Annotated in this window: 19 protein-coding genes; 12 read left to right on the top strand and 7 right to left on the bottom strand. The window is 75.4% G+C overall.

Going from position 1 to position 20,607, the window contains the following annotated elements; all coding sequences use genetic code 11:
* Positions 1 to 102: 102 nt before the first annotated feature.
* The 4 genes from ACZ60W_RS33060 to ACZ60W_RS33045 all read right to left on the bottom strand — a co-directional run bounded on the left by ACZ60W_RS33060 (position 103) and on the right by ACZ60W_RS33045 (position 4,384).
* The gene (locus ACZ60W_RS33060) at positions 103 to 861 is read right to left on the bottom strand and encodes an anti-sigma factor (RefSeq protein WP_469759092.1); all 759 of its coding nucleotides are present in this window, start codon (positions 859 to 861) and stop codon (positions 103 to 105) included.
* A complete protein-coding gene (gene sigK / locus ACZ60W_RS33055) occupies positions 858 to 1,382 on the bottom strand; it encodes an ECF RNA polymerase sigma factor SigK (protein ID WP_469759094.1) in 525 nt (174 codons plus the stop codon). Before sigK ends, ACZ60W_RS33060 begins: the two co-directional genes overlap by 4 nt.
* A gap of 65 nt (positions 1,383 to 1,447) precedes the next feature.
* The gene (locus ACZ60W_RS33050) at positions 1,448 to 3,727 is read right to left on the bottom strand and encodes an MMPL family transporter (protein WP_469759093.1); all 2,280 of its coding nucleotides are present in this window, start codon (positions 3,725 to 3,727) and stop codon (positions 1,448 to 1,450) included.
* Positions 3,728 to 3,892: 165 nt separating this feature from the next.
* Complete coding sequence (locus ACZ60W_RS33045; RefSeq protein WP_469759091.1) at positions 3,893 to 4,384, bottom strand: MarR family winged helix-turn-helix transcriptional regulator; 492 nt, start codon at positions 4,382 to 4,384, stop codon at positions 3,893 to 3,895.
* 126 nt (positions 4,385 to 4,510) lie between these two features.
* Here ACZ60W_RS33045 and ACZ60W_RS33040 point away from each other — a divergent pair, with 126 nt between their 5' ends.
* From ACZ60W_RS33040 to ACZ60W_RS33025, 4 genes are all read left to right on the top strand, one after another.
* On the top strand, positions 4,511 to 6,118 hold the full coding sequence (locus ACZ60W_RS33040) for an SDR family oxidoreductase (RefSeq protein ID WP_469759090.1): 1,608 nt from the start codon (positions 4,511 to 4,513) through the stop codon (positions 6,116 to 6,118).
* Positions 6,119 to 6,290: 172 nt separating this feature from the next.
* Complete coding sequence (locus ACZ60W_RS33035) at positions 6,291 to 7,664, top strand: cryptochrome/photolyase family protein (RefSeq protein ID WP_469759089.1); 1,374 nt, start codon at positions 6,291 to 6,293, stop codon at positions 7,662 to 7,664.
* Between the two features lie 170 nt (positions 7,665 to 7,834).
* Positions 7,835 to 8,452, top strand: coding sequence for a sigma-70 family RNA polymerase sigma factor (locus tag ACZ60W_RS33030; protein WP_469759088.1), 618 nt, complete (start codon positions 7,835 to 7,837; stop codon positions 8,450 to 8,452).
* A gap of 283 nt (positions 8,453 to 8,735) precedes the next feature.
* Entirely contained in the window at positions 8,736 to 9,386 is a 651-nt protein-coding gene (locus ACZ60W_RS33025) for an alpha/beta fold hydrolase (RefSeq protein ID WP_469759087.1), read from the top strand.
* Between the two features lie 22 nt (positions 9,387 to 9,408).
* On the opposite strand, the gene ACZ60W_RS33020 is transcribed toward ACZ60W_RS33025, so the two are convergent.
* From ACZ60W_RS33020 to ACZ60W_RS33010, 3 genes are all read right to left on the bottom strand, one after another.
* Positions 9,409 to 9,996 (bottom strand): GNAT family N-acetyltransferase, encoded by a 588-nt coding sequence (locus ACZ60W_RS33020; RefSeq protein WP_469759086.1) that lies wholly within the window; start codon positions 9,994 to 9,996, stop codon positions 9,409 to 9,411.
* 79 nt (positions 9,997 to 10,075) lie between these two features.
* A complete protein-coding gene (locus ACZ60W_RS33015) occupies positions 10,076 to 11,077 on the bottom strand; it encodes a MerR family transcriptional regulator (RefSeq protein WP_469759085.1) in 1,002 nt (333 codons plus the stop codon).
* Positions 11,078 to 11,120: 43 nt separating this feature from the next.
* On the bottom strand, positions 11,121 to 11,831 hold the full coding sequence (locus ACZ60W_RS33010) for an adenosylcobinamide amidohydrolase (protein ID WP_469759084.1): 711 nt from the start codon (positions 11,829 to 11,831) through the stop codon (positions 11,121 to 11,123).
* A 214-nt stretch (positions 11,832 to 12,045) separates the two neighbouring features.
* On the opposite strand from ACZ60W_RS33010, the gene ACZ60W_RS33005 reads away from it, so the two are divergent.
* The 8 genes from ACZ60W_RS33005 to ung all read left to right on the top strand — a co-directional run bounded on the left by ACZ60W_RS33005 (position 12,046) and on the right by ung (position 20,585).
* Positions 12,046 to 12,696, top strand: coding sequence for a fasciclin domain-containing protein (locus ACZ60W_RS33005; RefSeq protein ID WP_469759083.1), 651 nt, complete (start codon positions 12,046 to 12,048; stop codon positions 12,694 to 12,696).
* A gap of 284 nt (positions 12,697 to 12,980) precedes the next feature.
* Positions 12,981 to 15,113 (top strand): hypothetical protein, encoded by a 2,133-nt coding sequence (locus ACZ60W_RS33000; RefSeq protein WP_469759082.1) that lies wholly within the window; start codon positions 12,981 to 12,983, stop codon positions 15,111 to 15,113.
* Between the two features lie 9 nt (positions 15,114 to 15,122).
* A complete protein-coding gene (locus tag ACZ60W_RS32995) occupies positions 15,123 to 15,968 on the top strand; it encodes a HipA family kinase (protein ID WP_469759081.1) in 846 nt (281 codons plus the stop codon).
* Positions 15,965 to 16,348: a DUF3037 domain-containing protein gene (locus ACZ60W_RS32990; RefSeq protein WP_366039747.1), complete on the top strand. Its 384-nt coding sequence runs from the start codon at positions 15,965 to 15,967 to the stop codon at positions 16,346 to 16,348. Before ACZ60W_RS32995 ends, ACZ60W_RS32990 begins: the two co-directional genes overlap by 4 nt.
* Positions 16,349 to 16,530: 182 nt before the next feature.
* Positions 16,531 to 17,292, top strand: a complete 762-nt coding sequence (fabG, locus tag ACZ60W_RS32985) for a 3-oxoacyl-ACP reductase FabG (RefSeq protein WP_469759080.1) — start codon at positions 16,531 to 16,533, stop codon at positions 17,290 to 17,292.
* Between the two features lie 32 nt (positions 17,293 to 17,324).
* The gene (locus ACZ60W_RS32980) at positions 17,325 to 18,092 is read left to right on the top strand and encodes an SDR family oxidoreductase (RefSeq protein WP_469759079.1); all 768 of its coding nucleotides are present in this window, start codon (positions 17,325 to 17,327) and stop codon (positions 18,090 to 18,092) included.
* A 148-nt stretch (positions 18,093 to 18,240) separates the two neighbouring features.
* Positions 18,241 to 19,818 (top strand): ABC transporter substrate-binding protein, encoded by a 1,578-nt coding sequence (locus ACZ60W_RS32975; protein ID WP_469759078.1) that lies wholly within the window; start codon positions 18,241 to 18,243, stop codon positions 19,816 to 19,818.
* An 83-nt stretch (positions 19,819 to 19,901) separates the two neighbouring features.
* Positions 19,902 to 20,585, top strand: coding sequence for a uracil-DNA glycosylase (gene ung, locus ACZ60W_RS32970; RefSeq protein WP_469759077.1), 684 nt, complete (start codon positions 19,902 to 19,904; stop codon positions 20,583 to 20,585).
* Positions 20,586 to 20,607 lie beyond the last annotated feature (22 nt).

Genomic DNA, 20,607 nt, shown 5'->3' with positions numbered 1-20,607 from the left:
TCCCCCCCCACCCCCCCCCCCCCCCCCCCCCCCCCCCCCCCCCCCCCCCCCCCCCCCCCCCCCCCCCCCCCCCCCGGTGCCGCCCCCTGACCGCGGGAGCCGTCACACCGTCGGCATCGCCATGGTGGCGACCGGCGCCGAGGTCGGGCGGGGCGAGCCGCCCTCGGGCTCGACGGTGATGCCGATGCCCGCGGACCCGTCCACCCGGCCCGTCAGGAGGGTGGCCGAGCTCTCGGTCCCCGTCGGCATCAGACCGGCCGGCCGCATCGTCCCGGAGTCGTCGTACCAGAGCTGGTAGACCTTGCCGGGCGGTGGCGTCGGCATCCCCGCGGCCGCGAACACCGCGCGGTCCAGGGACGGGGAGTGGACGAGGGTGCCCACCGCGCCGTCGGCGAGCCGGGCCGTCGACACCCGGGCGTCGGGTGCGGCGAGGACCGCCGCGACGGCCGCCGCCTGGGCCTCCGCCCGGGCCGCCTGCCGGTCGGCCTCCTCCGCGCGGCGGTACTCGATCCCCGCGACGCCGGCGAGCGCCACCACCCCGGCGAGCGAGGCGGCCAGCGCCCAGCGCGGCAGCCGGCGCAGGCCGAGGCGCCCGCCGGAGGCGCGCCCGGAGTGCGGGGTCAGCGGCGCCAGCTGGCGTACCCCCTGGATCCGGCGCAGCACCTCGGCGCGCAGCGCGTCGGGGACCGGTTCGGCGGCGGCCAGCCCGAGCCGGGCCGCCGTCTCCGACAGCTCGCGCACCTCGGCGGCGCACGCGGAGCACTGGGCCAGGTGCCGCTCCACGGCGTCCCGCTCCTCGACGCCGTCGAGGGCGTCGAGGACGTAGGCGCCGGTCAGCGTGTGCAGGTCGTCGACGGTCACGCCGTCACCCCCAGGCAGTCGCGGAGCCGGATGAGCCCGTCGCGCATCCGGGTCTTCACGGTCCCCAGCGGCAGCGAGAGCAGCTCGGCGACCTCCCGGTAGGTCAGGCCGCGGTAGTAGGCGAGGGTGACGGACTGCCGCTGGCGTTCGGTCAGACCCCGCAGGCAGCGCCGCACCCGCTCGCGGTCCAGCCGGTTCTCGACCTCCTCGGTCACCTCGTCGTACGCCGGTGTGTGGTCGAGCAGCGCGACCCGGCGGGCCCGGTCCGAGGCGGCCTGCTCGGAGCGCACCCGGTCCACCGCGCGGCGGTGGGCGAGGGTGAGCGCCCAGTTCAGGACCGTGCCCCGGTCGGAGCGGTAGCGGGCGGCCGAGCGCCAGAGGTCGACCATCACCTCCTGGGCGACCTCCTCGGACTGCGCGGGGTCGCGCAGCACCGAGCGGACGACGCCCAGGACGGGGCCGGAGACCCGGTCGAAGACGGCCGCGAAGGCGTCCTGGTCCCCCTGCGCGACCCGGGCCATCAGCTCGGGCAGCGCCTCGTCGCCCTGGTCCGGGGCCCGGCCTCCGCCGACCCGTGCGTGCTCTCTCACCGGATGTGCCCTCCTGTGTTTCCTGGGGTGCACTGCTCCTTCGGAGCGGAGGACCCGTCGGATTGGGCGGAGTCCGCACCGTGTTCCGGAAGGCGGCTGAGCGCGCCCGGCCACCAGGCGCGGGGGCCGAGGTCCCGCACCAGTGCCGGGACCAGGAGCGAGCGGACCACCAGGGTGTCGAGCAGGACGCCGAAGGCCACGATGAACGCGATCTGCACCAGGAAGGCCAGCGGGATCACGCCGAGCGCGGCGAACGTCGCCGCCAGCACCACGCCGGCCGAGGTGATGACGCCGCCGGTCGCGGTCAGGCCGATCCGCACGCCCTCGCGCACACCGTGGCGCAGCGACTCCTCCCGGACCCGGGACATCAGGAAGATGTTGTAGTCGACCCCGAGCGCGACGAGGAAGACGAAGCCGTACAGCGGGACCGAGGCGTCCGTGCCGGTGAAGCCGAGGACGTGCTCGAAGACGAGCGCCGAGACGCCCAGCGTGGCGGCGAAGTTGAGCGCCACCGTCAGGACCAGGAGCACCGGCAGCACCACGGCGCGCAGCAGCGCCATCAGGATCAGCAGGATGATCGCCAGGACCACGGGGACGATGAGCGCGCGGTCCCGCGCGGCGGTGCGCTGGGTGTCGTACTGCTGGGCGGTGGAGCCGCCCACCAGGGCGTTCGCCTCCGGGACGGCGTGGACGGCGGTGCGGAGGCGGGCGATCGCGGCCCGGGCGGCGTCGCTGTCGGACGAGGCGGCGAGGGTGGCGTCGATGCGCACGCGGCCGTCCACGACGAGCGGCGCGGTGGGGGCCGGGCGGCCCGTGGCGTCCACCGGCGCCGCCGAGGCGACGCCGGCCACGCCCTCGGCGGCGGCCACCACCCGGTCGGCCGCCCCGGCGTCGGCGATGATCACGGCCGGATTGCCCGCGCCGCCGGGGAAGTGGCGGCCCAGGGTCTCCTGCGCGGCGACGGACGGCGCGTCGTTCACGAAGATCTCGTCGAGGGGCACGCCCCGCGAGTCGAGGGCGGGGGCGAAGGCGGCGCAGGCCAGCAGGCCGGCGAGGGTGATCGCCCACACCTTGCGGGGGGTGCGGTCGACGAGATCCGCGATGCGCTGCCAGATGGCCTGGCCGCCCTTCGCGGACGCGGCAGCCGGCGTCGCTCCGGCCGTGTTCCGGTCACCGGCCGCGGGCGCGTCCGCGGTGGCGGGGGTCTCCGGGCCGCCGGGGCCGGCCTCGGTCTCCGCGTCGGCGGGGAGCGCCGGCGGGCGGGCCGGCCAGTACGCGGCGCGGCCCGTCAGGACCAGGGCGGCGGGCAGGAAGGTGAGGGTGCTGACGACCGCGCAGACGATGCCGATGGCGCCGACGGGACCGAGCGCCCGGTTGTTGGCCAGGTCGCTCACGAGGAGGGCGATCAGGGCCAGGGCCACGGTGGCGGCGCTCGCGACGATCGGCTCGACGGAGCGGCGCAGGGCCTTCCGCATGGCGGCGAAGCGGTCCGCGCCGGGGGCGGAGAGCTCCTCGCGGTAGCGGGCGGCGAGCAGCAGGGCGTAGTCGGTCGCGGCGCCGATCACCAGGATGGAGAGGATGCCCTGTACCTGACCGTCGACCCTGACCAGGTTCGCGTCGGCGAGCACGTAGACGATCGCGCAGGCCAGGCCGAGGGCGAACACCGCCCCGAGGATGATCATCAGCGGCAGCAGGACGCTGCGGTAGACGACCAGCAGGATCAGCAGCACCGCGATCAGCGCGACGCCCAGCAGGAGTCCGTCGATCCCGGCGAACGCGCCCGCCAGGTCGGCCTGGCTCGCGGCCGGCCCGGCGATCCACACCGTCGTCCCCGGTACGGCTGCCGCCGCGGCGCGGACCGCGTCGATCGTCTCCGGCAGGGTGTCGCCGAGGTCGGGGCGGAGCGGGACGACGGCCCGCAGCGCCCGGCCGTCCTCCGAGGCCAGTGCGGGGGAGGGCGGTCCGGCGAGGCCCGGGCGGCCCGCCAGCGCGGCGACGGCCCGGGTCGCCTCGGCGGCCGAGCCGGTCACCGGCGCGTCGCCTTCGCTGGCCGTCCACACGACGATCGCGGGCACGGTCTCGCCGGTGCGGAAGGGTTTCTGCTCCTCGATGACGCGGGTCGACTCGGCGCTGCGGGGCAGGAACGCGGCCTGGTCGTTGGTGGAGACCTCGCCGAGCCGGCCGGCGAAGGGCCCGAGGCCGCCGCCGACGACGAGCCAGACGGCGAGGAGTGCCAGGGGTAGGAGCAAGCGGGTCCGGCGCAGGGCGCGGGGCATGGGGACTCCGAACTGTGTCTCGACCATTAACTATCTCAATGATTGAGAGAAATATGTATCACGACGGCTCCGCGAGGGTGTCCGGGGTGGACGACGAAGCCGACCGGTACGAGACTGCTCTCGCCCGCCACTTCGGCCGTGCCCGCCCGAACGGATGCACCCGATTCAGCGACGGGGGACGCGCAGCGCCCCGAGCTCCTCGTTCAGCGCGGTCAGGAAGCGCAGGGCCACCACGAGCTCCTCGGGGTCGAACCGCTCCCGCGCCCGCTCCGCGGCCTCCGCCAGCGGCAGGAAGTACCGCCGGGCGGCGGCCTTCGCCCCGTCCTCGTACCGCACGTGCACGACGCGCCGGTCCGCGCTGTCGCGCGACCGGCGGATGTGGCCGGCCCTCTCCAGCCGGTCCAGACAGGCCGTCACCGCGCCCGACGTGAGGCCCAGGTGCTCCCGCAGCCGCCCCGGCGTCAGCGGCTCGGGGCTGTCCAGGACGACGGCCAGCGCCTGCACGTCCGTGGGGTGCAGCCCCTGGGTCTGGGCGAAGCCGTGGACCAGCCGGTTGATCTCGCCCTGTGTGCGGCGCAGCGCGACGGCGAAGCTCTGCAGGTCACCCGCCGTACCCCCGGGGGCGGCGGTAGCGTCTCGGTCATCTTCGCGGGCCACGGGCCCAGCCTATAGACGTCGCTCCCGCGCATCCGTCCCGGCCGTCGGGAGAGAAGAATCCATGTGGCGCCCGCACGCGCGGCGCCGCGGCCAGCCCCCCCCACGGGACGGAACGGAGCACACCCCATGGCGACGCATCCCACCCCCGCGCCTTCCGACCCGGAAGCGGACCCCGCCCCCGGCCCGTCGTCGTCCGGCCCGGACCCCGACGCCCCGCTCTGCCTCGTGACCGGCGCGGGCGGGTACATCGGCGGCCGCCTCGTCCCCGAGCTGCTCGGCGCCGGACACCGCGTCCGCTGCCTCGCGCGCACCCCGGCCAACCTCAGAGACCACCCCTGGGCCGACGAGGTCGAGGTGGTCCGGGGCGACGTCACCGACGCGGAGACGCTCCGACCCGCGTTCCGCGACGTGGAGGTGGCCTACTACCTCGTCCACTCCCTCTCCTCCGGGCCCGACTTCGAGGAGACCGACCGCCGCGCCGCGCGGACCTTCGCCGAGGAGGCCCGCGCCGCCGGGGTGCGCCGCATCGTCTACCTCGGGGGCCTCACCCCGGCCCGGATTCCCGAGCGGGAGCTCTCCCCGCACCTGCGGTCACGGGCCGAGGTCGGCCGCATCCTCCTGGAGTCGGGCGTCCCCACGACCGTGCTGCGCGCCGCCGTGGTCATCGGCTCCGGCTCCGCCTCCTTCGAGATGCTCCGCTATCTCACCGAGCGGCTCCCCGTCATGGTCACGCCCAGCTGGGTCGGCACCCGCGTCCAGCCGATCGCCGTCCGGGACGTGCTTCGCTACCTGGTCGGCAGCGCCCGCATGCCGGAGGACGTCAACCGGGCCTTCGACATCGGCGGCCCGGACGTCCTCACGTACCACGACATGATGGTCCGGTACGCGGAGGTCGCCTCCCTCCGCCGACGGCTCATCGTGCCCGTCCCGATGCTCACCCCCCGCCTCTCCAGCCACTGGATCGGGCTCGTCACCCCCGTGCCCGCCGCCCTGGCCCGCCCGCTCGCCGAGTCGCTGCGGTACGAGGTGGTCTGCGCCGAGCACGACATCGCCGACCACGTCCCCGACCCGCCCGGCACGCCCGTCCCCTTCGACCGGGCCCTCACGCTCGCCCTCCAGCGGGTCAGGGAGGCCAAGGTCACCACCCGCTGGTCCTCCGCCACGCTGCCGGGCGCCCCCAGCGACCCGCTGCCCACCGACCCCGACTGGGCCGGCGGCAGCCTCTACACCGACGAGCGGGAGAGGACCGTCGACGCCGGCCGGCAGGAGCTGTGGCGGGTCATCGAGGGCATAGGCGGGGAGAACGGTTGGTACTCCTTCCCCGTGGCCTGGGCCGTCCGAGGCTGGTTCGACCGGCTCGTCGGCGGCGTGGGCCTGCGCCGGGGCCGGCGCGACGCCGAGCGGCTCAGGGTCGGCGACGCCCTCGACTTCTGGCGGGTCGAGGAGATCGAGCGCGGCAGCCTCCTCCGGCTGCGCGCCGAGATGCGGCTTCCCGGCCTCGCCTGGCTGGAGATGCGCTCCGAACACGACGACGCCACCGGCCGCACCCGCTACCGCCAGCGCGCCCTCTTCCACCCCCGCGGCCTGGCGGGACACCTGTACTGGTGGAGCGTCGCGCCCTTCCACGCCGTCGTCTTCGGCGGCATGGCCAGGAACATCGCGCGGACGGCGGAGAAGGCCGCCGCCGCCCGGGTTCCGATCCCCGACACGGCTGTGCGGGGCGAGACCGGGTAGTCGCCGGGGCGGCGGCCCGGCGGCCGCATCCGGCGGGGGCCCGCGAGCGGAAGGGGAGTGCAGGACACCAGCGAACAGCACGTCCGTACTCAGCCCACCAGCACAGCACCCCGCCGGGTGCGCCCGGTCCCCGTGGCCCGCCCGCCCGGTGACCTACCCCGGAAGTGGCGCCATGACCGTCTCCGTCGTCCTCTTCACCTCCGATCTCCGCGTGCACGACCACCCGCCCCTGCGCGCCGCAGTGGACGCCGCCGACGAGGTCGTCCCGCTGTTCGTCCGCGACCCGGCCGTCGACCGGGCCGGATTCGCCGCGCCGAACCGGCTCGCCTTCCTCGCGGACTGCCTGGCCGGCCTGGACGCCGGCCTCGAGGAGCGCGGCGGGCGGCTGATCGTGCGCGGTGGCGACCTGGTGACCGAGGTGTGCGCGGTGGTGCGGCGGGCGGAGGCCGACGAGGTCCACATGTCCGCCGGGTACTCGGCCTTCGCCCGGGCGAGGGAGGCGCGGCTGCGGGAGGCTCTGGAAGCCGCCGGCTGCCGCCTGTACGTGCACGACGCCGTCACCACCGCCGTACCGCCCGGCGACGTCACCCCGCAGGGGTCGGACCACTACGCCGTCTTCACCCCGTACCACAAGCGCTGGTCCGCGGAGCCGCTGCGCAACCCCCTCCAGGCCCCCCGGGCCGTGCGGGTGCCCCTGGGACTGCGCTCCGAGCCGCTGCCCGACCGGTCCTCGGTCTCGGACGTGTCCGAGGGCCTGGCCACGGGCGGCGAGCCGGAGGGCCGGCGCAGGCTCGGGAGCTGGCTGTCCCGGCACGTCGACACCTACGAGAAGACCCACGACGACCTCGCGGGCGACGAGACCTCGCGCCTCTCGCCGTACCTCCACTTCGGCGCCGTGTCGGCGACCGAGGCGGTCCACCGGGCACGGGCCCGCGGCGGGCCGGGCGCCGACGCGTTCGTCCGGCAGCTGTGCTGGCGGGACTTCCACCACCAGGTGCTCGCCGCCCGGCCCGAGACGGCCGTCGAGGACTACCGGCCGCGACTCGACCACTGGCGGCGCGGCAAGGAGGCGGAGGCAGACCTGACCGCGTGGCGGGAGGGCCGGACCGGCTACCCCGTCGTGGACGCCGCCATGCGCCAACTCGCCCACGAGGGCTGGATGCACAACCGGGGGCGCCTGCTCACCGCCTCCTTCCTCGCCAAGACGCTCTACGTCGACTGGCGCGAGGGCGCCCGGCACTTCCTGGGCCTCCTCGTGGACGGCGACGTCGCCAACAACCAGCTCAACTGGCAGTGGGTGGCGGGCACGGGCACCGACACCCGGCCCCACCGGGTCCTCAACCCCGTCCTCCAGGGCAAGCGGTACGACCCCGACGGCGCCTACGTCCGCCGCTGGATCCCGGAGCTCGCCGACGTCCACGGCTCCGCGGTCCACGAACCGTGGCGGCTGAAGGGCCTGGACCGCGCCTCCTGCGACTACCCCGATCCGATCGTCGACCTCTCCGAGGGCCTCGCCCGCTTCCGGCACGCCCGCGGCAGGGACTGAACCGCGGCGCGACACCCCCCTCGGCCCGGGGCGTGGGGGCGACGACCGTCCGCCCCGCACGGAGCGACGCGCAAGACGACGCACGAACGATGCGAATTGCGGCGCCACCTCCTCCGGCCGGAGGCTGAGGAGGCCGGGAGCACCGGGCTCCGGGCGGAGGAGATCGCGCCATGACCCCCACAGACCCGACCGTCCGCGCCGACCGGCCCGTGCGTCCTGGCGACCCGTACGACACCCTCTCGGACGAGGAGATCGGCCGCGGGCTCGTCCGGGGCGACGAACAGTGCCTCGCGCTCGCCCACCGGCGCTGGAGCACCCTGGTGCACACCCTCGCGGCCCGTGTCCTCGGCGACCCGCGCGAGGCCGAGGACGTCACCCAGCAGGTCTTCCTCGCCGCCTGGAAGGGCCGCGCCGGATACGACCCCCGGCGCGGCCCCGTCCCCGCCTGGCTGGTCGGCATCACGCGGCGCAAGACCGCCGACGCCCTGACCGCCCGGACCCGCCGCCACGACCTGGTCGCCGCGGCGGGCGCGGCCCTGCCGCCGGCCTCCGCCGCGGCCTCGCCGGAGGACGCCGGACACGTCCTCGACCGGATCGTCGTCACCCGCGAGCTGGCCCGCCTGCCGAGCGTCCAGCGCGACGTCCTCGCGCTCGCCTTCTTCGCCGACCTGACACAGGTGCAGATCGCCGACCGGACCGGCCTCCCCCTGGGCACCGTGAAGAGCCATGCCCGCCGCGGCCTCCAGCGCATGCGCCGGGTCCTCGTCGCCGAGGCGGTCGGCGCCTGAACCGGCCCCGCCGGGACCGGGACCCGACCGACCGGCCGCCGGCACCGAAGTACCGGCCGAGGCCACACCTCACGTCCACGGGCCGCCCGTCCGCCGGACCCCCGCCCGCAGGCGCTGTTCCTGACGGTGCGACGGACCTGGCAGACTGCGGCCCTCACCTCGCTCTCCCCGCGCGCGACGGCCCGACCGCTCGCCGCGCGGCCCACCGAATCCCGGAGGCCCCCATGGCGCAGCGGCCCGGTCACGCGGCCGGCACGGCCCGTACGAGCGGGACGGCCGCGCGATGACGGGGTGCAGGACCCGACGGGCCGCCGGTCCCGGCACGCTCCTGGTGCGCCACGCGCCCGAGGCCCCCACCGCCGCGGTGCTGCTCCTCCACGGCGGCCGCGCGGACGGACCGGAGCCGCCGCCCGCGCTCAACCTCCCCGCGCTGCGGATGCGCCCCTTCGCCGCCGCCGTGACGCGCGCCGTCCGGGGCCGGGACGTGCTGATCGCCGAGGTGCGCTACGAGCACCGCGGCTGGAACGGCGAGCGCGCGGACGCCGCCCGGGACGCCGAGGCCGCCCTCGCGCGGCTCCGGGAGGAGGCGGGCCCCGTCCCCGTCGTCCTGCTCGGCCACTCCATGGGAGGCCGGGCCGCGCTCCGCACCGCCGGCGCCCCGGCCGTCCGCGGCGTCGTGGCCCTCGCCCCCTGGTGCCCCACCGGCGAGCCCGTCGACCACCTCGGCGGCCGGCGGCTCTACCTCCTCCACGACGAGTCCGACCGTGTGACCTCAGCCCGCGAGTCCTGGGAGTTCGTCCGCAGGGCCCGGGCCGCCGGCGCGGACGCGGCGGGCATCCCCATGCCCGTCGGCGGGCACGCCATGATCCGCGGCGCGGCGCTCTGGCACCGCCGCGCGGCCGAGCTCACCGCCGCGCTGCTCTCGCACGGCTGACACCCCGCGCAGGGCGTACGGGTCAGGCGCCGCCCGCCGGCCCCGCACCGCCCTCGAGCGCGGCGCCGCGCTCCCCGCCCGGGAGGACGTAGCGGATCACGTCCCGCGAGCCCGTCCCGATCCGCAGGCCGTCCCGCAGCAGCCCCTCGCGGCGGAAGCCCGCGCGCTCGGCCGTCACCGCGGACGCCGTGTTCCACGGCTCGACGTGCAGTTCGACGCGGGAGAGCCCCAGGTCCCCGAGGGCCCAGCCGGTGACGGCCCGCAGCGCGCTCAGCGCGGCGCCCCGGCCGCGCGCCGACGCCACCACCCAGTACCCCACCGACGCGACGCCGGGGTCCGGCCGGAGCCAGAGGCCCGCGTTGCCGACCGGGCGGCCGTCCGGATCCACCAGGACGAACGGGTACCCGGTGCCCACGGCGGCCCTGCCCCACTGCCGTTCGACGAACGCCACCCCCTCCCGATCGGAGTACGGGGCGGGGACCGTCGTGATCGTCGGGATGTACGGGTCCCGCGACGCCTCCCGCACCAGCGGAAGGTCGGAGAGCCGCCAGGGCCGCAGCGCGAATCCGCGCTCGGCGGCGAGTTCGGGCACGTGCAGGTCGCGGTCCACCGGGCCATCGTGCCCGGTGCGCAGCCGGTCCGGCACGGCGGGTGGCGCGCGGTCCTGAGCCGCCGCCCCGGGCCGGAGGTCATCCGGCCTCGGCGGCGTTCCCCGCTTCCGTGCACAGGCGGGCGAGGAGGCCGAGCGCCTCCCGCAGGCCCGTCGGGCGGGCCATGCCGGCGGCCGGGGCGCGGCCGGCCCAGCCCGGCCCGGCGAGGACCACGAGGGGGCGGGTGCGCGCCCCCTTGACGCCGAACGCGCTCGCGGCGATCTGCCCGGCGAGCGCGTGGTGCGCCGTCGAACGTGCCTGTGACCAGAGGACGACCGCGGACGGCCCCATCCGCCGCACGGCGGCGTCGAGCGCCTCGGCGGGGACGGCGGCACCGAACATGCGGGTGGGCAGGCCGAGTTCGGCGAGTCCGGCCGCCAGCGCCTCCAGCGGAAGGGTGTGCTGCTCGCCCGGCACGCACGCGAGGAGCACCGGGGGAGCGGCGGCCGCCGGACCGGTCCCGAGCGACGAGGCCTGCCGGAGCGCGGTGGAGACGTGCCACGACAGCAGGTGCTCCACCTCGACGTAACGGTCCCCCGAGGACTCCCACTTCCGGCCGACCGCGTGCAGCGTCGGCGCCATCACCTCCTCCCAGGCGGTGACGAGACCGTGCTCCGCCACGACCTCCCGGAGCAGCGCGTCCAGGGTGGGGCTGTCCAGCCGTACCGCCGCGCGGGCCAGCCCGCGGCACTCCAGGCGTACGTCCCCGAGGGGCAGCCCGTTCCCGGACCCCGGCTGACGGGCGGGCGGGCGGGGGCCGCCCCCCGCGGCGGCGGCCGGGGCCGGCGTCTCGTCGGCCGGGCCGACGCGTGCCCGCCGGGCCGTCCTGGCGGCCTCCGCGGGCGGCACGCCCGAGGCCGTGAGCCGGCACATCTCCTCCAGCGCCGCGACGTCGGCCGGGGCCCACCGCCGGTGGCGGCCGTCCTCCCGCGCCGCGGGGCCGATGCCGTACCGCCGGTCCCAGGAGCGCAGGGTGGTCGGCGACACCCCGAGGCGGCGGGCCACCGCCCCGGTCGTCAGGCCGTGCGCGGAGTCGGACATGTGGCCAGGTTACGACGCACGAACGATGCGAGGGCGGGGAGCCTCACCGCCGCTCCGCCGCGAGCAGGTCCGCGCAGGCCGCCAGGGTCGCCCGGTGCACCGCGCGGGCGAGCCGCGCGCCCCAGAGGGAGCGGGGCCCGGCGAACGACTCGGGGCCCGGCCCGACGGGACCGTCCCCGGCCGCGGCGGGCGACGGGGCGGCGACGCAGACCGCGTCCGTGGGGGTGCCGGAGGCGTCCGCGCCCAGCTCGACGAGCGCCTGCGTCTTGGCCTCGGTGGCCGTCGCGACGGCGTTCACCAGGGCGGCGTCGGTGAGCGGCACGGGCAGCGACACGATGATGTTGATCGTTCCCGGGCGCGGCGGCGCGACGTCCCCGGCCCCCGGCGCGGCGGCCCAGCCGCGTACCCCGATGCCGGCGGTGACCAGGGCCTCGGCGCCGCCGTCCGCCGCGTGGCGCCGGTCCGCGACCGAGGCCGCCGTCATGAGCCCCACGCCGGTGCCGTCGAGCCCCGCCCCGGAGGCCAGGTCGCGGAGGTGGGCGACCGGGTCGAGGCGGCCGTAGCCGGGAGGCACCTGGGCGTTCAGCACCCAGGCCCGTTCGCCGATGCCCCCGCCGAGGACGGCGCTCGACACCATCCGGACGCCCGGTCCCGGCGCCCACACCAGGAGGGGCCACGCGCGGCCCTGCTCCGTGTGGGAGAGGAGGGCGGCGTCGGCGAGGGAACGGCTGGTGAGGAGGGTCCGCGGAAGCACCCCCAGACCCTAGCGCGGACCTTTTCTTCACTCGATCGGGTGAGAGACCCATCCGGGCGGCCCCGGGAACCGAAACACCCACGACACCAGGGCCACGGGCGGGACTTCCCGCCGGCGGTCCGGACACGTCGTCACACTCCCGGCCGGGGTGGTCGTTCGTCCTTCCTCACCGTGCGCGGTCCCGCCGCGCATCCGATCCAAGGGGTTCCTCCTCATGAACGCTCTCCGCCTCCGCCGTGCCGCCGTCGCCGCGGCCGCCGCGACCGTGCTGCCCTTCGCCCTCGCCGCGTGCTCGGACTCCGGCGCGGACACCAAGGCCGAGGCCGGTTCCGAGGCGTCGGCGTCCAGCGCTCCGGCGAACACGCCGTCGACCGGGACGGACATGCCCGCCGACGGCCCGTTCGGGCCGGCCTGCGCGTCCGTCCCGAAGGACGGTGCCGGCTCCTTCGACGGCATGGCCAAGGACCCGGTGGCCACGGCCGCCTCGAACAACCCCGCCCTGTCCACGCTGGTCGCCGCGGTGAAGAAGGCCGGTCTGGTCGACACGCTGAACAACGCCAAGGACATCACCGTCTTCGCGCCGACCAACGACGCCTTCGCCAAGATCCCGAAGGCCGACCTGGACAAGGTCCTCGCCGACAAGGAGACGCTGACCAAGATCCTCACGTACCACGTGGTCGGGCAGAAGCTGACGCCGAAGCAGCTGGAGAACGGCAGCTTCCCGACCCTGGAGACCGGCACGGTCACCACCAAGGGCTCCGGCGAGGACTACACGGTCAACGCCACCTCCAAGGTCGTCTGCGGCAACGTCCCCACGGCCAACGCCACCGTGTACATCGTCGACACCGTCCTGATGCCCAAGTAAGGGTCCACCGGGGGACCGGGGCAGAGCCGGGGCCGGGGGGGGGGGGGGGGGGGGGGGGGGGGGGGGGGGGGGGGGGGGGGGGCGCCCCCCCCCCCCCACCCCTCCCCCCCCCCCCCCCCCCCCCCCCCCCCCCCCCCCCCCCCCCCCCCCCCCCCCCCCCCCCCCCCCCCCCCCCCCCCCCCCCCCCCCCCGCCGCGCCCCCAGGCCCCGGCGTACCGCTCACGGGGAGTCGTACGGCCACAGGTCCGACGTGACGCCGCGGCCCCCGGACTCGTTGGACGGTCATGCTGTCCCGCCACTCGACCCACGACATCTCGATATCCGACCGCCGCCCCGCCCGGGAGGCCGCCGAGGCCGCGCTCGTGGAGAACTACTCCGGGCTGGTCCGGCTCGCCTATCTGATCCTGCCGCCCGCGCTGGGCCGCCACCGCCGCGTCCTGACGGCCCACACCCTCGTGCAGCGCGCCCTCCCCGCCGCCGCCCGGCGGAGCGGACCGGAGACGTCCCGCACCGGGACGCCGGACCCCGCACCGACCGGCGCCGTGCCCCCGGGCACTCCGGAGGCGGACCCCCCGGCCGCGCCGCCCGGGCCCGCCGTCCCCGGACAGCGCGGGAGCGAACGGCCCGCCCACGCATGGCTCCGGGCCACCGTGGTCAGGGCGGCCCTCCATCCGACCCGCCGGTACGCGGCGCTGGCGCCCCTGCCCCTCGTGCTGGGGCTCCGGCTCTTCCCCCGGGCCGGCGGCACCGAGGAACTCGCCCTCGACCGGGCGCTCGCCGGGACGTCGCCGGAGGTCCGGGCCGCCCTCGCCCTCCGTACCCTCGAACACCTCACCGAGGACGCGGTGGCGCGCCTCCTCGCCTCGGCCGGCGTCGCGGAGCCCTCCGCCGCCCTGCGCGGTGCGGACCGGATCGTCGCCGGCTCCGGCACCGACGTCGAACGACTGCTCCGCAGCGCCGAGTTCGACCCGTGCACCGTCCAGACCCGCCCCACCGACCTCCTGCGTCGCAGCAGACACGGGCGGCTCGCCGCACTCGCGGGAGCCCTGCTGCTCGCCGCCACCGCCACCGTCGCCACCGGAGGGCTCCGGTCCGCACTGGACGGGGAGCCCGCGGGACCGGTCGGCACCGTCTCCGTCGCCGGTTCCGTACCCTCCCTCGACCCCGCCGCCCTGGTCCGCGCGCCCGCCGACCGCTGGGCCGACACCGCGCGGGTCGACTTCACGGCCTGGCCGGCCCGGGGACCCCGCACCGGGGACACCGCCCTGCTGGGCCGCGCCCTCGCCGCCTGGGGAAAGGGCGCAGCCGGCGGCGCCCGCCTGACGGCCACCCCCGGGACGCCGACCTCGCCGCCCGCCGACCCGCCCCGTCTCCTCTTCGCGGGCACCGTCGACGACACGGCCGTGGTCCTGCTGCACGACGGCCGGCGCCTCGCCCGCTACGCCGAACCCGGCGACGGCCGGGGGCCCGCCGTCCTGGACCTCGCACGGGCGGACGACGCGGACGTCACCACCGGCGCGGCCGTCGTCGTCGGCCGCACCGGGTCCGGGACCCGGTTCCTCCTCGCGCCCTGGATCGCCGAGGCCGGCACCCGGGACCTCGGCTCGCCCGGCACCGCCGCCGGCCCCCTCGCGGTCGACCCGGACGGCGTCACCGCGCCCGTGCCCTACGACGGCGCCCCGGCCGCGGCGGCCTCCTGCCCCCGGACGACCGCGCTCCAACTGCGCTCCTCCACCCGGATCGTCGAGGATCACGCCTTCCTCCTGGCCGACCTCGGGGAGCTCACCCCGGTCCACCTGACGTGGACGCCCCCGCCGGGCGCGGGCGCTCCGGCGCGCGCGCCGCGCGAGGCGACCGGTGCCCGCGGCCTCGCCGCCTGGGCCCGTTCCGCCTGCTCCCTCGCGGGGCTGCACGGCACCGGCGTCCGCGCGGTCAACCGCTGGGAGTACGCCGAGCAGGCCCTGCCCGAACGGGCCGGCCGGGCCGTGTGGGTGTGCACCCGCGCGGACACCTGGGAGGGCGGCGGCCGGGTGGCCCTGTCGTTCGAGGTCCCGGCCTGGCGCCGGGTGGCCGAGGTCGCGGACACGGCGGCGTGCAGCCGCTTCGGCCAGCACGTGCTCGCCGGGGGCTACTGGACGGCGCCCTCGGGCACGCGCTACTTCCTCGCCGCGGGCAGCCGCCACGTCGTGGGCGTGACCGCCGGGGGCGCGGTCTCCGCCACCGGACAGGGGCCCGTGCTGGCCGCCAGGGCCGACGGGGAGGGTCCCGTGCGCCTCACGGGGCGCCTGACCGACGGCTCGGACCTGTCGGGCCTGACCGCGACGGGGGGCGCGTCGGCCGGCGATGGCGGCGCGGCGGCGGACGGCGGGCCGGGCCACCCCGGCAGGCCGTCACCGCCCGTGCCGAGCGGCGGTTAGCCTGGCCGGATGCTCACCGAAGTCACTGCGACCCGGTATGTGACGCCGCTGCGTGAGGGCGGCTCGCTCCCGGGCATCGTCGAGGCCGACGACCTCGGCACCTACGTCATGAAGTTCACCGGAGCCGGCCAGGGTCGCAAGACCCTGGTCGCCGAGGTCGTCTGCGGGCAGCTCGCGCGCCGCCTCGGCCTGCGGGTTCCGGAGCTCGTCACCCTCCAGCTGGACCCGGTCATCGGGCTGTCGGAACCCGACCAGGAGGTGCAGGAGCTGCTCAAGGCGAGCGGCGGCCTCAACCTGGGCATGGACTTCCTGCCGGGCTCGCTCGGCTTCGACCCGCTGGCCTACGAGGTCGACTCCCGGGAGGCCGGCCGGGTCGTCTGGTTCGACGCGGTGATCAACAACGTCGACCGGTCCTGGCGGAACCCGAACATGCTCGTCTGGCACGGCGAGCTGTGGCTCATCGACCACGGTGCCACGATGATCTGGCACCACAACTGGCCGGGCGCGCAGGCGTCCGCCGCCAAGCCCTACGACGCCTCGGACCACGCCCTCGCCCCGTTCGCCCCGGACGTGGCGACGGCCGCCGCCGAACTCGCGCCGCTCGTCACCCGCGCCCTCCTGGAGGAGGTCGCCGCCGACGTCCCCGACGAGTGGCTGGTCGACGAGCCGGGCTTCGCCGGACCGGACGAGGTGCGGGCCGCCTACGTCGACGCGCTGCTGCCGCGCGCCGCCACCATCCACGAGCGGATCACGCTCGGCCCGCGCACCGAGAACAGGCCCCAGCAGCCGCCCGGCTGGCTCGCCGAGCGCCTCGCGCCCCGCGCGCACTCCACCGAGAAGGACAGCACCACGTGACCGACCGCGATGTCTTCGAGTACGCGCTGCTGCGCGTGGTGCCGCGGGTCGAGCGCGGCGAGTGCTTCAACGCGGGCGTGGTCGTCTACTGCCGCGCCCGCTCGTTCGTGGCCGCCCGCACGCACCTGGACGAGGCCAAGCTGTCGGTGCTCGACCCGGCCGCCGACGTGACCGGCGTGCGGGCCGCACTGCGTGCCGTCGAGGGCGTCTGCCTGGGCGGCGACGCGGCGGGCCAGGCGGCCCGGGACGACGCCGGCCGGCGGTTCCGCTGGCTGATCGCACCGCGCTCCACGGTGGTGCAGCCGGGGCCCGTGCACACGGGGCTCACCGCCGACCCCGAGGCGGAGGTGGAGCGCCTCCTCGACCTGCTGGTGCGCTGAGGGCGCGCGCCCGGGGACGGAGAGTGACCTGGTGCACCCGGTGGGCCGTTGACACCGGGTGCCAGGGCTTCTAGCGTCTCGTTCTGCGGACGATACTAAGCGGTCGCTCATGTGCGGGACGCAGGAGCGCGCGACCGGTTCGGCCGCGACCAGGGACGATCCAAGGGCGAGGAGAACCAAGCATGTCCACCACCGAGCAGCGCGTAGCCGTCGTCACGGGTGCCGCACGGGGCATCGGGGCCGCCACCGCGCTCCGCCTGGCGGCCGAGGGCCGCGCCGTCGCCGTCCTCGACCTCGACGAGGCGGCCTGCAAGGACACCGTCGAGAAGATCACCGCCGCGGGCGGCACCGCCCTCGCGGTCGGCTGCGACGTCTCCGACAGCGCGCAGGTGGAGGCCGCCGTCGCGCGGATCGCCGCCGAGCTCGGGGCGCCGACGATCCTCGTGAACAACGCGGGCGTGCTCCGCGACAACCTGCTCTTCAAGATGAGCGAGTCCGACTGGGACCTCGTCATGAACGTGCACCTCAAGGGCGCCTTCCTGATGTCGAAGGCCTGCCAGAAGCACATGGTGGACGCGGGCTTCGGCCGGATCGTGTCGCTGTCCTCCTCCTCGGCGCTCGGCAACCGCGGCCAGGCCAACTACTCGGCCGTCAAGGCCGGTCTGCAGGGCCTCACCAAGACCCTCGCCAAGGAGCTCGGCAAGTTCGGCATCACCGCCAACGCCGTCGCCCCGGGCTTCATCGTCACCGAGATGACCGCCCAGACCGCGGAGCGCGTCGGCATGGGCTTCGAGGAGTTCCAGGCCGCCGCCGCCTCCATGATCCCGGTCCAGCGGGTCGGCCGCCCCGAGGACGTCGCCCACGCGATCGCCTTCTTCGCGGGCGACGACGCCGGCTTCGTCTCCGGCCAGGTCATGTACGTGGCCGGCGGCCCGCTCAACTGACGTACGGGAAGCAGCGAGAGGAGGAGGCGGACATGACCGCGAACGCACGGCCGGAGCTCTCCGGCAAGGTCGCCCTCGTCACCGGCGCGAGCCGGGGCATCGGGTACGGCGTCGCCGAGGCGCTGGTCGCCCGCGGCGACCGGGTCGTCATCACGGGACGCGGCGAGGAGGCCCTCAAGGAGGCCGTCGAGAGGCTCGGCGCCGACCGGGCGATCGGCGTCCCCGGCAAGGCGCACGACGAGGCCCACCAGGCGGCCGCCGTCGAGGCGGCGATGGACGGCTTCGGCCGGCTGGACTTCCTGGTCAACAACGCGGGGACGAACCCGGTCTTCGGCCCCATCGCCGATCTCGACCTGGGCGTGGCCCGCAAGGTCTTCGAGACGAACGTGGTCTCCGCGCTCGGCTTCGCCCAGCGCAGCTGGCACGCCTGGCAGAAGGAGCACGGCGGGGCGATCGTGAACATCGCCTCCATCGCGGGCGTCTCCGCCTCGCCCTTCATCGGCGCATACGGAATGAGCAAGGCCGCGATGGTCAACCTCACTCTGCAATTGGCACACGAATACGCGCCGCTGGTCCGGGTCAATGCGATCGCCCCGGCCGTCGTGAAGACGAAATTCGCGCAGGCGCTCTACGAGGGCCGGGAGGCGGAGGCGGCCGCCTCGTACCCGCTCGGCCGGCTCGGCGAGCCCGAGGACATCGGCGGCGCGGCCGCCTTCCTGACCTCGTCCCAGTCCGAGTGGATCACCGGCCAGACGCTCGTCGTCGACGGCGGGATTTTCCTGAACGCCGGAGTCGGGTGACCGATAACCGGACACTTTCCGGATTTCGTGTCCGGATTGAACCCGGTTATACGTCGAATGCCTCAAGTGCCCCGTCAGGCTCGAACATTGACCTGACGGGGTGCTGCGGTATCGTCGGCCGACCCCTGGCTGAACGAGGAGCGTGCACGTGTTCAACCGGACCAGTCTGCAGGCCGCTGCAGCCCTTGTGTCCATATCCCTGGTGTCCGGATGCGGTGTCTTCTCGGACAGTGATTCCGCCGGGGATCAGAGAATCGTCATCGGTACGACGAGTTCTCCCTCCACGCTTGATCCGGCCGCCGCCTGGGACAATTCCTGGGAGCTCTTCCGGAATGTGTTCCAGACCCTGGTGAGTTTCCCGACCGGCAGTACGACGCCGCAGTCGGACGCCGCCGACTGCAAGTTCTCCGACACTTCCAGCCGGGTCTTCGAGTGCAAGCTGATCGAGGGACTCACGTTCTCCAACGGCCACAAGCTGGACGCCAAGGCCGTGCAGTACTCGATCGAGCGCATCCGGAAGATCGACCAGGAGGGCGGCCCCAACGGGATGCTGGGCTCCCTCGACAAGATCGAGACCATCGGTGACCGCACGGTCGTCTTCCGGCTGAACAAGCCGGACGCCACCTTCCCGTACGTCCTGGCGACCCCCGCCATGTCCCTGGTGGACCCGGCCGACTACCCGGCGGACAAGCTCCGCAAGGACGGCAAGGTCACCGGCTCCGGCCCCTACGTCCTCGACTCCTACGAGGAGCGCAAGGTCGCGGAGCTCACCAAGAACCCGACGTACAAGGGATTCGCCGACCGCAAGAACGGCGGCGCGACGATCAAGTACTTCGACGACTCCGACGCCATGGTCGCCGCGCTCCGGAAGGACGAGATCGACGCCACCTACCGCGGCCTCACCGCCGAGGAGGTCGTCGCCCTCCAGGAGGACGCCCCCGAGAACAAGGGCCTCCAGCTCGTCGAGTCCACCGGCGCCGACATCCGCTACCTCGTCTTCAACGCCCAGGACCCCACGGTCGCCAAGCTCCCCGTCCGCAAGGCGATCGCCCAGCTCGTCGACCGCGACGAGCTGGTGAACAAGGTCTACCAGGGCACCGCCGAGCCGCTGTACTCCATGGTGCCCAAGGGCATCGCCGCTCACACCACCAAGTTCTTCGACCGCTTCGGCTCGCCCAACGCGGCCAAGGCCAAGAAGATCCTGCGGGACGCCGGCATCGACGAGCCCGTCGAGCTGACCTTCTGGTACACGACCGACCGGTACGGCTCCTCGACCGCCGCCGAGTTCGCCGAGCTCAAGCGGCAGCTGGAGGAGCAGGGCCTCTTCAAGATCACCCTGAAGGGCAAGCCCTGGACGGAGTTCCAGGAGGGCTACCAGCAGGGCCAGTACCCGGTCTTCGGCCGCGGCTGGTTCCCGGACTTCCCGGACCCGGACAACTTCGTCGCCCCGTTCGTGGGCAGGGAGAACGTCCTCGGCACGCCGTACGTCAGCCCGCGGATCACCAACGAGCTGCTGCCGAAGTCCCGCCGTGACAGCGACCGCGGGACCGTGACGGACGAGTTCGTCGAGGCCCAGGAGATCATGGTCCAGGACGTCCGTCTGCTGCCGCTGTGGCAGGGCAAGCTCTACATCGCGGCCGGCGAGGACATCGGCGGCGGCGAGCGCGCGCTCGACCCGCAGACGGTCATGCAGCTCTGGGAGCTGTACCGCCGGGCGAGCTGGTAGACGACCTGCGGGGGCCGCTGTCAGTGGCCCCCGGTAGGTTCTCGGACGGAGAGACAGGAACCGTCCACCGGAGGTTGTTGACCGTGACCGACACCAGCATGCTGCCCGACTCCTGGCGAGGCGTCCTCGGCGAGGAGCTGCAGAAGCCCTACTTCGCGCAGCTCACCGAGTTCGTCGAGCAGGAGCGCGCCGGCGGGCCGGTCTTCCCGCCGAAGGACGAGGTCTTCGCCGCCCTCGACGCCACCCCGTACGACAAGGTGAAGGTCCTGATCCTCGGTCAGGACCCCTACCACGGCGAGGGCCAGGGACACGGTCTCTGCTTCTCCGTCCGGCCCGGTGTGAAGACCCCGCCCTCCCTGCGGAACATCTACAAGGAGATGCAGGCCGAGCTCGGCCACCCCATCCCGGACAACGGCTATCTGATGCCCTGGGCCGAGCAGGGCGTCCTCCTGCTCAACGCCGTGCTGACGGTCCGGGCCGGCGAGGCGAACTCGCACAAGGGCAAGGGCTGGGAGAAGTTCACCGACGCGGTCATCACCGCCGTCGCCTCCCGCCCCGACCCCGCCGTCTTCGTCCTCTGGGGCAACTACGCGCAGAAGAAGCTGCCCCTCATCGACGAGGAGCGGCACGTCGTCGTGAAGGGCGCCCACCCCTCGCCGCTCTCGGCGAAGAAGTTCTTCGGCTCGCAGCCCTTCACCCAGATCGACGCGGCCGTCGCGGCCCAGGGACACGAGCCGATCGACTGGCGCATCCCGGACCTCGGCTGAGCCTCGGACCGATCCGGGCCGG

This window comes from Streptomyces sp. NPDC104202, assembly GCF_055584185.1.
This window is presented reverse-complemented; position numbering and strand designations above follow the sequence as displayed.